The sequence below is a fragment of the Ideonella paludis genome (assembly GCF_018069865.1).
Taxonomy (GTDB): Bacteria; Pseudomonadota; Gammaproteobacteria; order Burkholderiales; family Burkholderiaceae_C; genus Ideonella; species Ideonella paludis.
Genome location: NZ_JAGQDG010000005.1, coordinates 407477 through 421050, shown reverse-complemented (window position 1 = coordinate 421050; position 13574 = coordinate 407477). Strand labels below are relative to the sequence as shown.

General features: G+C 65.8%; 12 protein-coding genes. 4 read left to right on the top strand and 8 right to left on the bottom strand.

Annotated elements, in window-relative coordinates:
* Window positions 1-995 (bottom strand): alpha-amylase family glycosyl hydrolase (locus KAK11_RS15290; protein ID WP_246498982.1); only part of this gene is annotated, 995 nt, incomplete at its 3' end.
* A 92-nt stretch (window positions 996-1087) separates the two neighbouring features.
* On the opposite strand from KAK11_RS15290, the gene KAK11_RS15285 reads away from it, so the two are divergent.
* From KAK11_RS15285 to KAK11_RS15275, 3 genes are read left to right on the top strand one after another with little or no spacing between them, the layout of a single operon-like run.
* On the top strand, window positions 1088-1942 hold the full coding sequence (locus KAK11_RS15285; RefSeq protein WP_210810061.1) for a helix-turn-helix domain-containing protein: 855 nt from the start codon (window positions 1088-1090) through the stop codon (window positions 1940-1942).
* Between the two features lie 42 nt (window positions 1943-1984).
* The gene (locus tag KAK11_RS15280; protein WP_210810060.1) at window positions 1985-3091 is read left to right on the top strand and encodes a hypothetical protein; all 1107 of its coding nucleotides are present in this window, start codon (window positions 1985-1987) and stop codon (window positions 3089-3091) included.
* 57 nt (window positions 3092-3148) lie between these two features.
* Window positions 3149-3607, top strand: a complete 459-nt coding sequence (locus KAK11_RS15275; RefSeq protein WP_210810059.1) for a CYTH domain-containing protein — start codon at window positions 3149-3151, stop codon at window positions 3605-3607.
* On the opposite strand, the gene KAK11_RS15270 is transcribed toward KAK11_RS15275, so the two are convergent.
* The 4 genes from KAK11_RS15270 to KAK11_RS15255 all read right to left on the bottom strand — a co-directional run bounded on the left by KAK11_RS15270 (window position 3608) and on the right by KAK11_RS15255 (window position 8986).
* Window positions 3608-4450, bottom strand: a complete 843-nt coding sequence (locus KAK11_RS15270; protein WP_210810058.1) for a DUF6159 family protein — start codon at window positions 4448-4450, stop codon at window positions 3608-3610.
* Between the two features lie 135 nt (window positions 4451-4585).
* Entirely contained in the window at window positions 4586-6310 is a 1725-nt protein-coding gene (locus KAK11_RS15265; protein ID WP_246498980.1) for a methyl-accepting chemotaxis protein, read from the bottom strand.
* A 115-nt stretch (window positions 6311-6425) separates the two neighbouring features.
* Window positions 6426-8267: a sensor histidine kinase gene (locus tag KAK11_RS15260; RefSeq protein ID WP_210810057.1), complete on the bottom strand. Its 1842-nt coding sequence runs from the start codon at window positions 8265-8267 to the stop codon at window positions 6426-6428.
* A 23-nt stretch (window positions 8268-8290) separates the two neighbouring features.
* Complete coding sequence (locus KAK11_RS15255; protein ID WP_310737814.1) at window positions 8291-8986, bottom strand: response regulator transcription factor; 696 nt, start codon at window positions 8984-8986, stop codon at window positions 8291-8293.
* A 124-nt stretch (window positions 8987-9110) separates the two neighbouring features.
* On the opposite strand from KAK11_RS15255, the gene KAK11_RS15250 reads away from it, so the two are divergent.
* Entirely contained in the window at window positions 9111-10076 is a 966-nt protein-coding gene (locus KAK11_RS15250) for a metallophosphoesterase family protein (protein ID WP_210810055.1), read from the top strand.
* On the opposite strand, the gene KAK11_RS15245 is transcribed toward KAK11_RS15250, so the two are convergent.
* The 3 genes from KAK11_RS15245 to hutC form a co-directional block, all read right to left on the bottom strand.
* The gene (locus tag KAK11_RS15245; protein WP_310737813.1) at window positions 10048-11541 is read right to left on the bottom strand and encodes an amidase; all 1494 of its coding nucleotides are present in this window, start codon (window positions 11539-11541) and stop codon (window positions 10048-10050) included. The genes KAK11_RS15250 and KAK11_RS15245 overlap by 29 nt on opposite strands.
* Window positions 11538-12527 carry a tripartite tricarboxylate transporter substrate binding protein gene (locus KAK11_RS15240; protein ID WP_246498978.1) on the bottom strand — a complete coding sequence of 330 codons (990 nt, stop codon included), beginning with the start codon at window positions 12525-12527 and terminating at the stop codon, window positions 11538-11540. The genes KAK11_RS15245 and KAK11_RS15240 overlap by 4 nt, the downstream gene beginning before the upstream one ends.
* Window positions 12528-12655: 128 nt before the next feature.
* The gene (gene hutC / locus KAK11_RS15235; RefSeq protein ID WP_210810054.1) at window positions 12656-13372 is read right to left on the bottom strand and encodes a histidine utilization transcriptional repressor HutC; all 717 of its coding nucleotides are present in this window, start codon (window positions 13370-13372) and stop codon (window positions 12656-12658) included.
* Window positions 13373-13574 lie beyond the last annotated feature (202 nt).

Below are 13574 nucleotides of genomic sequence, written 5' to 3'. Positions count from 1 at the left end.
GCGGTGTGCAGGCGCTGGGTGCCAGCGGTGTACTCCACCATGCGGGTCAGGTTGTTGGCCGAGCCGATCTCCGCCACAGTGAATGGAGCCCCTCGCCTGACGGGTACGTCAGTCGATCCCCCGAGGGGATGCGGGCCAGCTTGGGAGCGGCCCGGCGCTCGGCCCGCCTCTTCCGTTGTGAACTCGTCCATCAAAGCGCGAATGCGCTCCAAGAAAGGCAGCGTCTGCGGCTGGCAGATGTTGAACAGGTGCTGCTGGATCGCCGCCGGCACATCGCCCCGGCGCTCGGGGGGCTGGGCCGGGTTGTCGCGCAGTTGCAGGTCGTGGCAGTAGTAATTGGCGGTGTCGAGCCGAAAGCCGTCCACGCCGCGCGCCAGCCAAAAGCGGCCCACGCTGAGGATGGCGTCCTGCACCTCGGGGTGGTGCAGGTTGAGGTCGGGCATCTGCGGCAAGAAGTTGTGCAGGTAGTACTGCTGGCGGCGCGGCTCCCAGGTCCAGGTGCCGCCACCCATCCAGCTTTGCCAGTTGGTGGGCGGGCTGCCATCGGGCTTGGCGTCGGCCCACACATACCAGTCGGCCTTGGGGTTGTCGCGGCTCTGGCGGCTCTCCTCAAACCAGGGGTGTTCCAGCGCGGTGTGTGACCAGACTTGATCGATGACCACCTTCAAGCCCAGGTCGTGGGCACGGCCGACCAGCGCGTCAAAGTCGGCCAGGCTGCCGAACTGGGGGTCGACGGCGCAGTAGTCCTGCACGTCGTAGCCAAAGTCGCGCTGCGGCGAGGGAAAGAAGGGCGAGATCCAGAGGCCATCGACACCCAAGCTGGCCACATAGGGCAGGCGTTGGGTGATGCCGGCCAAGTCCCCAATGCCGTCGCCATTGCTGTCGGCAAAGCTGCGCGGGTAGATCTGGTAGAGCACCGCACCGCGCCACCACGGGGGCGTGGTTTCAGTGTGCAGAGGCGGCGCAGCAGGGCTTGTCGAGGTGGCTTCTGACATAGCGCCAGTGTCTGCGGCCCGCCGCGGCCTGTGGCCTTGCCGCTTGCCTGGTTTTGACTGTTTTTTGACCCTCTTCGGGCACACTCTCAGTCATGCGGGCCACCAAAGAGCATGTCCATCACCCTCACGCCACCCTGCGCTGCTTGCGCCTGGAGCTGAGCGCCTTCAAAGCGCCGCGCCACCGCCACCACCACTTGGAGCTGACCTGGGTGGAGCGCGGCGAGGGCCTGCGCCAAGTGGGCGACCACTCAGCCCCCTTTGCAGCGGGCGACCTGGTGCTGCTAGGCCCCAACCTGCCCCACACCTGGCTGACCCACCCGGGCTGGCGCGGCAAGGCGCTGGCCACGGTGATTCAGTTCGACCCGGCGCTGTTCGAGCGCCCGGCCCTGCCCGAGCTGGCGGCCTTGCAGCCCCTGGTGCACCGCTCGCAGCGGGGCTTGCAAGTGCGGCCGGGCAGCGCCTGCCACGGCTTGATCACCCAGGCGCTGACCCATGTGCGCAACAGCGCCCCACTGGACCAGCTCGCTGGCCTGATCCACCTGTTGGCCCGCTTGAATGAGGCGCCTGCCGACGCGCTACAGCCCTTGTCCACGGCCAGTCTGGCCGCCCCCGCAACCAGCAGCCCACAACCCCGGCGCATCGACAAAGTGGTGGACTGGCTGCACGCGCATTTGGCCGAGCCGCTGCGCGCGGAGGACGCCGCCCGCATCGCCCACATCAGCCCGGCCGCCTTCAGCCGCTTCTTCAAGCGCGAGTTGGGCAAGACGTTCACGGACTACCTCAACGACGCCCGCTGCAGCGCCGCCGCCATGGCCCTGCGCCAAACCACCCAGCCGGTGGCCCGCATTGCCCAAGACTGCGGCTTTGCCACGGCCTCGCACTTCAATGTGCAGTTCAAGCGGCGCTACGGGGTGAATGCGAGAGGCTATCGGCAGGCGTCTGGCTGAGGGGCTGCGGGCACAATCGGCCTCGTCGCGCTTGTCTTCACCATGCCCCATACCCCTCTGAACCAAACCCCGCCGGCCTGCGCCGCTTGTGGCGGCGTGATGCATTTCAGCCCCACCGAGGGGCGGCTGCGCTGCGTGGCCTGCGGTGGGGGCTTGGCACGCGAGCCCGTCACCGACGACGCCCTGAGCACCGCCCTGGCCGAGCATGACTATGAGCGCTATTTGGCGCTGCGGGCCGGGGATGAGCCCAGCATTGAGCCCCAGGTGGTGAGCTGCCCGCAGTGCGGGGCGCAAACGCATTTTGAGCCGCATGTGGTGGCCGCCCCTTGCGCGTTTTGCCGCAGCCCCTTGGTGGCCGGTGCGGCCCAGTCCTTGCGACAGATCCAGCCCAAGGCCATGGCCCCGTTCAAGGTGGACGACGCGGCCGCCAAAGCCTTGTTCAAGCAATGGCTGCAGGGGCTGTGGTTTGCGCCAAATGCGCTCAAACGCATGGTCTCGGCACCCGACAGTGGCCGCGGTGTGTATGTGCCCTGCTGGACCTTTGATGCGTCGTCGGTGAGCCACTACAGCGGGGCGCGTGGGGTGCATCGCACCGTCACCGACACCCGCACCGACAGCCAAGGCCGCCAAGTCAGCGAAAGCCGTACCGTGACGGACTGGTTCCCCACCCAAGGTGTGGTGAGCCTGCAGTTTGATGACGAACTGGTGCTGGCCTCGCACCGGGTGCCGCCCAGCTTGGCTGACGCGGTGCAGGACACGCCGCTGTCGGCCCTGCAAGTGCCCAGCGCCGACATGGCCGCCGGCTTCACCGTCGAGGCCTATCAACTGGGCCTGGCACCGGCCTTTGAGCAAGCCCGCGAGCGCTTTGAGGCGCGCATTGAGTCGGCGGTACGGCGCGACATCGGCGGGGACGAGCAGCGGGTGCACAGCGTGAACAGCCAGTTCAGCGAGATCCGCTTTCGGCATGTGCTGATGCCGGTTTGGATTTACAGCTACACCTGGCAGCAAAAGGTCTGGCAGGTGGTGATCAATGGGCAGACGGGCCGCTTGGAGGGCGACCGGCCTTGGTCGGCCGCCAAGATCACAGCCCTGGCACTCTCCGTGGCGGCCTTGGCGGCGGGTGTGTGGTGGTGGTCTCAAAACCAATGACGAGCAGCGCACTCAAGCGCATGTCATGAACAACGGTCTGAACGCGAAGGGCGTGCGATGGCACTGGAGATAGAACGTAAGTTTTTGGTGACGGGCACGGCCTGGCGCGAGGCGGCGGGTGTGCGCTATGCCCAAGGCTATTTGAACCGCGACAAGCACCGCACGGTGCGGGTGCGCGTGGCGGGCGAGGCGGCGTTCTTGACGATCAAGGGCCTGACCCAAGGGGCGACGCGAGCCGAGTTCGAATACCCCATCCCGCTGGCCGATGCGCAGGCCTTGCTGCAGCTCTGCGAAGGGCCGCTGATCGAGAAGACCCGCTATGTGCTGCAGGTCGGGCAAACCACCTGGGAGGTGGACGAGTTCCACGGCGAGAATGCCCCGCTGGTGGTGGCCGAGGTGGAGTTGCCCTCAGAAGACGCCGCCTTTGACCGCCCCGACTGGCTGGGCGAAGAAGTCACACAGGATGCGCGTTACTTCAATGCCAGCTTGTCGCAGCGGCCGTTTCAGCACTGGTGATCACGCGGTCTTAGGCACAAACTGACTGGGCAGATCGATCTCGACAAACGCGTCGGGTACCTCACCCAGGCGGGCATAGCGGTAGAGCACGGTGTTGAAGGTTTCTTGGAAGAAGGCGCCCAGCACCCAAGACGCCAACAAAATCATGACTGCGCCGTTCATCAACGTGGGCAAGGCCAGCGCAGGGGCTTGCAGCAAAGCGTAGACCAGCCAGGCCAGCATCACTAATAGGGTGAGCAGGCCCAGCGCCAAGCCGCTGCTGACCGTGGCCACGAGGTTCTCGCCCCAGGTGCGCTTGAACAGGCTCACGCTCTCTGACAGACCTTCTTGCCAAGAGGCTTCCTGACGCATCACCAAAGCAGGGATGGTCAGGGAGGTCGCCAGCCCCCAGAGCATGGCAGCCACGTTGCTGAGGAGCTCACCCAACCAGCCAAAGCGCTCGCGCAACTGCTCCAGCACCATGCCCACCACCGAGTGGAGGAGGCTGAGCCAGAAGATGGCCCCCAGGTGGCGAACAATGGCATCCCAGGCGTCCCAGCCGGTCGGCCGATGCCCCTCCAATCGGGCCATTGCCAAGCCTGCCACCGAGAAGCCAAAAACCATGCGCAGCAGGTTCAAGGCCATATAGACGCCCAAGGTCTGCAACAGACCCATGTTGAGCGCGGTCTCATCGCCCTGCTTGGCTGTGCTGATCATCCACTCAATCACTGGCCCAGACAGCGGCCACCAGACCGCCCACACCAGGGCGACCCAGAACACGCCATAGCCCCAGAGCCACGGCGTGCCAGACCATAAGCGGAAAGTGGCGCCAAGCAGGTGCCAACTCTGTTGAATGCGAAACATCCGCAGCGTCCTTTTCAAACTGTCTGAAAGGTGTCGGCGCGGACTATAGGGCGCAGGGCCGCCGTACAGGGGCCCTCTCGCCTGTGCAGACGTGATGCAATGCGCAACCCAGGGCGGTATGCCTCAGGGTCAGCCTCAGAAAGTTTCCCAGTCGTCTGAGGCGCCGGCCGCCGCTGGAGCCGGAGCCGGGGCGGGCGCAGGCTTTGGCGCGGTGGGCTTCGCAGCCACCGGCTTCGGGCTGGTGGGCACCACGGCGGCCATCGGTGTGGGCGAAGCTGCGGGCTTCAGCGCTGCTAACGAAGGGGTGCGAACCGGGTCAGAGGCGCTCAGCTGAAACACCGACACGGCCTGAACCAACTGGTCGGCCTGGGTCTTGAGGCTGCCCGCCGCAGCGGCCACCTCTTCCACCATGGCGGCGTTTTGTTGGGTGGACTGGTCCATCTGGCGCACGGCGTCGCCGATCTCTTCGACACCTGCGCGCTGTTCAGCGCTGGCGTGGCTGATCTCGCTCATGATGTCGGTCACGCGTTTGATGGCGCTCACCACCTCGCTCATGGTGGCACCCGCTTGGTCCACCAAGGTGGTGCCGCTCTCCACGCGCTCCACGCTGGCGGTGATGAGCTGCTTGATCTCTTTGGCGGCATCGGCCGAACGCCCTGCCAGGCTGCGCACCTCGGCGGCCACCACGGCAAAGCCGCGGCCCTGCTCACCGGCACGGGCGGCCTCCACCGCTGCATTCAGCGCCAGGATGTTGGTTTGGAAGGCGATGCCGTCGATCACCGAGATGATGTCGGAAATCTTGCGGCTGCTGTCGTTGATGCCCTTCATGGTTTCCACCGCTTGGCCCACCACCGCACCGCCGCGCTCCGCCACGGACGAGGCGGCCAAGGCCAGGCTGTTGGCCTGCTGGGCATGCTCGGCGTTGTGGCGCACGGCCTCGCCCAGGTTGGACATGGTGGACGCGGTTTGCTGCAGGGCGCCGGCTTGCAGCTCGGTGCGCTGGCTGAGGTCCAGGTTGCCGGAGGCAATCTGGGCGCTGGCCGAGGCCACGCCTTCGGCGTTGCGCCGCACGGCGCCCACCGTTCGAGCCAACTGGCCCTGCATCTCGCACAGCACCGTCTCCAAGGCGCCGATGGCATCTTGGCGGCGGACTTGGGTTTGTTCACACTGCGTCAGGTCGCCGCCCGCGATCTTGCGGGCCATGCGCGTGCAGCGCTCGACCGGCTGCTCAATGCTGCGCAGCACCCAGCGGGCCAGCAGCAAGACCAGCGCCACGGCAGCAGCGGCCACCAGCAAGGCCGTGGTGGACGACTGCTTTTGGGCCGCAGCGAAGGACGCCATTGAGGTCGCCGCAAAGTCGTTGCCGGCCACCACGGTCTCATCCACGCCCGTACGGTGGGCCAGGTAGAGCTTGTGAACCTCGGCCAAGGCTTGCTTGGCAGCATCGGCCTCGCCGGCTTGCAGCTTGGCGATCACTTGCGTCTGCGCTGCGGCGATGAAGGTTTTGCCGGCCTCGTGTTGGCGACCCAGCAATTGCTTCTCGAGCCCATGCGGCGGGTTTTGCGTCCAGTAGTCCACCCGTGCTTGGTACTCACTGGCCAGGCGGTCCACCAGCTTCTTGGCCTCGGCGACCTCCAGCGTCCCCTCTACCGCTTGGGAGAGGATGAGGCGCATTTCAATGAGGTACATGGGCGGCGGCAAGATGTCTGCCACCACGTCTTTGGCGACAAAGGCCTCACCAGCGTTTTGGCCCATGCGCTGCTGCGCCCACAGGCCCTGCCCGAGCACCATGAGTGAGGCGACAACACCGACGGCCCCCAGGGTGGCGATGGACCAACGCAATGAATGGAGTAAGCGCATGGGGCTTCCCTTTGTCTCGGCAAATGGACGGACTTCGGGAAGATTTTCGGCCGCAGGGGTCGGGCACTAAAGCCCGAATACCTACCCCAACCGGGATCAGTTCACACAAAGGCGTCTAGGCCGCGCCAGGGATAGGCCAGCGCATCCCCAGCACGGCGCCGCCCTCGTCACCGGGCGTCAGCGTGAGGGTCGCCCCCAGCGCCTGGGCTCTCGCCTGCATGCTGGGCAGACCCAAACCCGGATGGGTGCTGGCCGGCATGTGCAAGCCCACACCGTTGTCGATCAAGGCCAGCCAGATGGTGGGCTGAGGCGACGCCTGCCAACGAGCCTGCACCACCACGCGGCTCGCCTTGGCATGCTTGATGACATTGGTGAAGCCTTCCAGCAAGATGCGCTGAACCTGCAGGATCTGCGGCGGCTCCAAGCCTGGAATGGGCGGCAGGGTGTCGACGTCCCACTGCACCTCAATACCCGCAGCCTTCAGGCGCGGCTGCAGGCGGTAGCGCAGCGTTGCCAGCACGGCCGTGAGGTCGCTTTGCATGGGCTGCAAGGAGTCCACCGCCATGCGCATTTCATCCAAGGCCTGCCGCACCTGCTCTTCCAGCACCAGGGGCTGAACAGGCTCTTGCCGCACCAAGCTGAGCAAGCCCACCAACTGCGAGCCAATGCCGTCGTGGATCTCGCGCATGATGCGCTGGCGCTCACCCAGCACGGCGCGCTCTTGCTGCTCTTGGCGCAGGGCCTCAAAGGCGGCGCGCAGCTGCTGCTCTTTATCGGCCACGCGCTCGGTGAGCTGGTCGTTCAGCGCACGGTAGGCCTCGGTGGTGCGGCTGAAGCGCGACACCACCAGCGCTGCCAAGAACAGCACAAAGACAAACATGGCGTGCGGCGTGAAAGCAAAGGTCGACCCGCCCCACAGCCCCATGCGCACGCGCAGCAGGTCGTGCGTGCCGGCCAGCAGCGTGACACCGCCTGCGGCCAGCAACCACCACGCTGCCCGCCGCTGCCGCTGCAGCGCCTCTTGCAGCACCACCCCAAAACAGGCCAGGCCCACCGCCTCCAACAGCACCAGGGCCAAAGTCCACAGTTGGGGCAGCCCCATGGAAAACGACAGCAGGACCAAGACCACCATGCCGGCGATCACCAGGTGAATGCTGCGCACCAACCAAGGGATGTTGCGCTCTAAGGCCAGCAACACAAAGCGCGCCATCAGGCCCAACTGCAGGCCATAGGCCAGCGCCAGCACTGCCCCCCACCAGGGCCAGGGCAGCGGCGTGTGTTGCAGCCATTGGTCGAGCGGGCGGACGGCGCCGCACAAGGCAGCCAAGCTGAAGCAGCCAAACAAAGGCTCCCGCTGGTGCCACCACAGGCCAGCGGCCAAGCCACCCATCAGCAGCAAGCAGGCGGCATAGGCCGCAGCCGGGCCTTGCGACCAAAACTGTTGTCGCTCTTGCAGGGCCGAGACCGCAGCCAGCGGGCCCACCACCACCGGCGACAGGCCGCCGCCACGCAGCGCTTGGGCGTGCAGCTCGATGACCAGCACATGCGGGCCGGCGCCTTGCAGCAACGCGGTGGGCAGGGCCAGCACGCGGCTGAACTTGCTGGCGTCATACACCGGTGAGCGCGGCTCGCCCCACTGCTGCAGCAAAACGCCATTGAGCGTGACCTGGGCCTGGTTGCCCACACGCTCCAGGTAAACGCCCAAGGCCGGCTCATTGGCCAGCAGCGCAGGCGGCAAGGTCACGGTGTAGCGGGCTTGTCCGCTGCGCCCCGGAAACGCACTGTCCCAGCGGTGGCGCAGGCTCACCTGCGCGCGCTGAGGGCTTAAGCCCTCGGCTTGAAACAAGGCATCGGCCTGCGTGAAGGTGTGCACGGCGGCCGATTCCGTCGGGCTCCAGTGCCAGCCCGTGCTCCAGGCCAGCAGCAAACTCAGTGCCAGCAGCAGCGCAGCACCCATGCTCGCAATGAACAGAGAAGGCTTCAGCTCAGCAAGCCGCACTGGCGCGCCTCAAAAACGGCCTCGGCCTTGTTGTGCACGCCCAGCTTGCCGTAGATGTTGCGCACATGGGTTTGCACGGTCGAGATGGACACGCCCATGCGTTCAGCAATTTCTTGGTAGATGAAGCCACGCGCCACCAAGTCCAGCACTTCAGACTCACGGGGGGAGAGCCCCTCGACCTTGCTGACCTCGCTGGGCGCCGTGCGTGCGCTGGCTCGAGGGCTGGGCTCCGCAGGCGCTGGGCCAGGCCGCACCGACTGCCAGCGCGCCAAAAGCTGGCGCGCGATGATGGGGGTCATGGGTGAGCCGCCCGCATGCAAGCTCTGCACATGGCCGGCCAGGTCGGCCTCGGTGCCGTCTTTGAGCAGATAGCCCCGCGCACCAGCCTCAAAGGCCGCCAGCATGCTGGCTTCATCGCCAAACATGGTGATGACCATGGACGAACATGCAGGCTGCAGGCGCCGGGCTTCGCGGATGACCTCCAGACCGGAGCGGTCGGGCAGGCCCAAATCGACCAGCAACACGTCGACCGCATGGTCGGGCAGCCAGGCCAGGACGTCGGCTGCCGTGCCGGCCGCGAACAACAGTTTCAGAGTGGGGGCTTGTTGGATGACTTGGACCAGACGGTCACGGATGCGGACATCGTCTTCCACCAAGGCGACGGTGATCAAATTCATGGCGCGCATCTTGGCATGAGCCGGGGCGTTAGCGGCCGAGGGAAGCTCCCATGAACTGAGGAGGATGGCCTCTTGGCAAAGACCGCGCTTGAACGCAGCATCGGGGACCCTTAAGGAGCCTTCCATGTCGGTCAAAATTGCCTTCACGTCCTGCTGCGATGCGGTGCGCGACCCCGAACAAAGCACCTGGGCCACTCTGGCCGCCCAAAACCCCCAGCACATCGTGCTGTTGGGCGACAACATCTACATGGACTACGGCCTGGGCGACCACATCGGCAACGGCAAAGCCATTCATTTGCCCCTCGAAGAGTTTGCGCAGCGCATGCATGGCTATTACGCCCAGCAGTGGGCCGTGCAGCACTTCCGCCACACCCTCGTAGGCCGCCAGATTCATGCCATTTGGGACGACCATGACCTGGGCTGCGACAACGGCCGCTGCCTGGAGCCGCATACCGACGAGTTCACCGACAGCCGCTACATGCCGCCGGCCTACCGGCAGTGCGCCCGGGTCTTGTTCGAGCAGTTCCGCGACACCCTGAAGACCCAGCCGCTGCACTACCCTGCCAACCCGGTGCCGGATGGTGTGGCGACGCACGACCTGGGCAGCATCGCGCAGACGGTGGACCTGGCCCCCGGCTTGCGCCTGCACCTCACCGATGGCCGCAGCTTCCGGCCCGTTGCCGGCTCGCGTGCCAGCCTCTTGGGGGAGGTGCAGCGAGGAGCCTTGCAGGCCGCTCTGCTGCCCGAGCCCGGCATCAACCTGGTGGCCAGCGGCACCACGCTGAACGACTGGAAGACGTACTACCCCGACTTTGTGTGGTTGCGCCAGCAAGCCCAAGCGCACCGCATCCTGGTGCTGAGCGGGGACATCCACGAGCCCGATTTTCGCGAGCGCGGGCGGCTCTACGAAGCCACCGCCAGTGCCATGGCCCAGCCGGCCAGCATCACCGCCTTGGTGGGCAAAAAATCAGGTGTTTTTGCGCTGCTGACGGTGGACGACGCGCAACTGACGCTGCAATGGTGGGTCGAGGGCCAGCCGCAAGCCGCCCTGACCCAGCACATCAGCCGAGCTGACTGGCAGGTGGCCTGAGCGCGTACAAGGCCGGCGCGATGGCCTCAAAGCCGGCGGCCACGCGCAGCAATGCCGCATCGCCACGCGGCTTGCCGATGAGCTGCAGGCCCAGCGGCCAGCGCCCATTGGCATGAAAGCCCGCTGGCAGACTGACGGCGGGCAGGCCGGCAAAGGTGGCGTAAATCGTGCACTCCATCCAGCGGTGATAGGTGTCCATGCTGCGGCCCGCAATCTGTTGCGGCCAGCGCTCGCCCACCGCGAACGGCCAGACTTGCGCCGTGGGCAGGGCCAGCACATCCACCTGCTCGAACTGCTGCACCATGGCTTGCAAAAAGCTGCTGCGCAGCACCGCCGCGCGCTGGAACTCCATGTACGACAGGCCTTGGGCGTTGTCGTGCTCCCAGAGCACTTCGGGCTTGATCTGGGCGCGGCAGGCCGGGTTGGCCTGCAGCATGGGCGCCACTCGCGGCCCCACCAGAGCCCGCCGCCACATCAACCAGGCTTGCCAGACGGCGTTCAGGTCGATGTTCAGGCGGGCAGGTACCACCTTCGCGCCCGCAGCCACCGCAGTTTGGAGATGTGACTCCAGCCCCGAGAGAATGCCGTCTTCACAGGCCAAGTGGCCGCCCAAGTCACCCAACCAACCGATGCGCAAGCCCTTCAAGGCCTGTGCGGCCTGCGGGGTGCCGGCCTCTTGAGCCACGGCTGCAATGTCATCCACCGGGTCGGTCAGGGCCAGCGGGGTGCGCGGGTCGGGGCCTGCTTGAGTGGCCAGCAAACGGGCCAGGTCGCGCACACTGCGCGCCATGGGGCCTTCGGTGCCGAGCTGGTTCACCCAAACATCGGGCACGGGGTAAAACGGCACGCGCCCTTGGCTGGGCCTAAAGCCCAAGACGTGGTTCCAGCCCGCCGGGTTGCGCAATGAGCCCATGAAGTCCGAGCCATCGGCCACCGGCAGCAGGCGCAGCGCCAAGGCCACGGCTGCGCCGCCACTGGAGCCCCCGGCCGAGACGGCGGGGTCCCAAGCATTGGGTGTGGCGCCAAACGGCGTGTTGAAGGTGTGCGAGCCCAAGCCGAACTCGGGCATATTGGTTTTGCCGATGACGATGCACCCTGCCGCCTTCATGCGCGCGGTCATCAAGTTGTCTTCACGCGGCATGCTGCGCAGCAGCAGGGGCGAGCCATAGGTCGTCGGAAAGCCGATGGCATTGGAGGCATCCTTGATGGCCTGCGGAATGCCATGCAGCCAGCCTCGGCTGTGGCCACGCGCCAACTCAGCGTCACATTCGGCGGCTTGCGTCAGCAAAGCCTCGTCCGGGGCCAGGTTGACCATGGCCACGGCCTGCGGGTTGAGCCGGTGAATGCGGGCCAGATAGGCCTGCATCACCTCGGTGCAGGAGACTTGTTGGGCGTGAATGGCCGCCGAGAGCGCGGTGGCGTCAAGGTCCGTGAGGTCGCCGCTGAGACCGGTCATCATGCTCATTGCGGCTGCAGGTTCAGGCCCTTGGCAATGGCTTGGTAGCGCGCGATCTCCGCCGTGTAGAGCTTGGCCAGTTCGGCGACCGACATGGGCTTGGCCACATGCTGGCCGGTGCCCTCGTAGGCTTTGCGCACCTCGGCGTTTTGCAGGGCTTCGTACACCGCTTTGTTGATCTTCTCGACGGCCGCGTCGGGCGTGGCCTTGGGCACCACCATGCCGGCCCAGAGGTCGTATTCAAAGCCGTCCAGGGCTTGCGAGGAGGCAAGCGTCGGCACCTGGGGGAAGGCCGGGTGCGGCTGGCGCGAGGCAATGCCGAGGGCCTTGACCTTGTTCTCCTTGAGCAAGCCCACCACCGGCCCTGCCAAGGGAATGAACACCATGTCGATCTGCCCTCCCAGCAGGTCTGTGATGATGGGCGCAGCGCCCTTGTAGGGCACATGCAGGCACTTCACGCCGGTTTGCTTGGCAAAGACTTCACCCATCAGGTGGTACATGGAGCCCGTTCCCACGCTGCCGTAGCTCAGCTCTTTGGCGCCGGGCTTGCGCGACAAGGCCACCAATTCGTCCACGGTGTTGGCCGGCATGTCTTTGCGCACCAGCATGATCATCTCGGCCCGCACGATCAAGGCCGCCAGCCTCACATCCTCGGGCTTGTGCTTGACCGCCGACATGGCCATGGGCGACTGGATCAGCTCCATGGGCGAGGCCAGGGTCATCACATGGCCATCGGCCGGGGCTTGCAACATTCTCTGGAGGCCCAAGGCCCCGCCCACCCCGCCGACGTTCTCGACAATGATTTGCTGGCCCAAGATCCGCTGCATTTCGCCCTGCGCGGTCCGTGCGACGAAATCGGAGCCGCCGCCCGCGGGGTAGGGCACCACCACGGTCAACAGCTTGCTCGGAAAGGCCTGCGCCCTTGCCGGCCCCGACGCCGCCGCGCCCAACAAGCCCAGTCCCAACCCAGACACCACCTGGCGACGACGAATCATGAGCACACCTCGAACAAACTTGCGGATGAAGAAGGCTCGATCATGGGCCGCCTGTGGGCCGACCACTAGTGCAAATCAGCAAAAACTGGCTGGCGTTTTCCCGAGTTCATCGCCGCGTTTTGGCGTGCTCAGGGCTCAAACTGGCCTTCTAAGACGTAGCGGCCGCCCGGATGAACCAGCCGCGCCAACGTGATGACGCCGGTGCGGCTCATGGTGCGGCGCACCACCACCAAGCAGGGGTCGGCCGCTGCAATGCCCAGCCACTGCGCCTCCTGAGCCGTGGGCAAGCTGGACTCGATGGTGTACTGGGCTCGCCACAGCGCGGTGGCCTCGAAGAGGTAGTGGGTCGGTGTGGTCTGGCTGAAATCTTGAGCCAGATAGTCCGGTGCCTCCGTCGGGTTGACATAGCGGTCCTCGACCTGCAGCGGTACGCCGTTCTCCAGGTGAACAATGCAGGTGTGGAAGACTTTGGTGCCGGGCTTCAGCCCTAACTGCGCCGCCAAGCCCTTGGTGGCCGCCTCGGTGGTCTGCAGGTGCACCTGCGCCTGATGCACATGGCCGCGCTCTGCGATCTCATCGTGGACATCGCGCAGCCGCAGCATGGACGACACCTTGTGCAGTGGCGCCGCAAAACTGCCCACACCTTGGACCCTATTGACCAAGCCCTCGGCTTGAAGCTCCTTCAAGGCTCGGTTCACCGTCATGCGGCTCACCCCGAACTGTGCGACCAGTTCCGACTCTGAGGGCATCTGCACCCCCGGTGGCCACAGGCCCTCTGCCAATCCGTCCTTGAGGTGTTGTTTGACCCGCGCATAGGGCGCCAGGTTTTGGGCAGCAGCATTCATGCCGCGATGCTAGCCGCTCAAGCGTCTCTTCGCGGCGCTGAGACGCCGAAACCCGCATGCGAATTTGTGCCTATTGCTTGAGCCTTTTGGCATCAGGCTTGTGCATGGCGTCACAAGGACGCAGCTTTTTCAGGGCCCGACAGCATCTTTACTAACCGCAGAAGTGCGCAGCGGCCACCCAAAGGTTGCAAACTGTAACCAC

What these genes read in the sequence shown, in the direction of transcription:
- KAK11_RS15285 (WP_210810061.1), top strand. Translation starts at nt 1,088, where the DNA reads ATGCGGGCCACCAAAGAGCATGTCCATCACCCTCACGCCACCCTGCGC.
- KAK11_RS15265 (WP_246498980.1), bottom strand. Translation starts at nt 6,310, where the DNA reads ATGCGCTTACTCCATTCATTGCGTTGGTCCATCGCCACCCTGGGGGCC.
- KAK11_RS15250 (WP_210810055.1), top strand. Translation starts at nt 9,111, where the DNA reads ATGTCGGTCAAAATTGCCTTCACGTCCTGCTGCGATGCGGTGCGCGAC.
- KAK11_RS15240 (WP_246498978.1), bottom strand. Translation starts at nt 12,527, where the DNA reads ATGATTCGTCGTCGCCAGGTGGTGTCTGGGTTGGGACTGGGCTTGTTG.
- KAK11_RS15245 (WP_310737813.1), bottom strand. Translation starts at nt 11,541, where the DNA reads ATGAGCATGATGACCGGTCTCAGCGGCGACCTCACGGACCTTGACGCC.
- KAK11_RS15260 (WP_210810057.1), bottom strand. Translation starts at nt 8,267, where the DNA reads ATGGGTGCTGCGCTGCTGCTGGCACTGAGTTTGCTGCTGGCCTGGAGC.
- hutC (WP_210810054.1), bottom strand. Translation starts at nt 13,372, where the DNA reads ATGAATGCTGCTGCCCAAAACCTGGCGCCCTATGCGCGGGTCAAACAA.
- KAK11_RS15255 (WP_310737814.1), bottom strand. Translation starts at nt 8,986, where the DNA reads ATGAATTTGATCACCGTCGCCTTGGTGGAAGACGATGTCCGCATCCGT.
- KAK11_RS15275 (WP_210810059.1), top strand. Translation starts at nt 3,149, where the DNA reads ATGGCACTGGAGATAGAACGTAAGTTTTTGGTGACGGGCACGGCCTGG.
- KAK11_RS15270 (WP_210810058.1), bottom strand. Translation starts at nt 4,450, where the DNA reads ATGTTTCGCATTCAACAGAGTTGGCACCTGCTTGGCGCCACTTTCCGC.
- KAK11_RS15280 (WP_210810060.1), top strand. Translation starts at nt 1,985, where the DNA reads ATGCCCCATACCCCTCTGAACCAAACCCCGCCGGCCTGCGCCGCTTGT.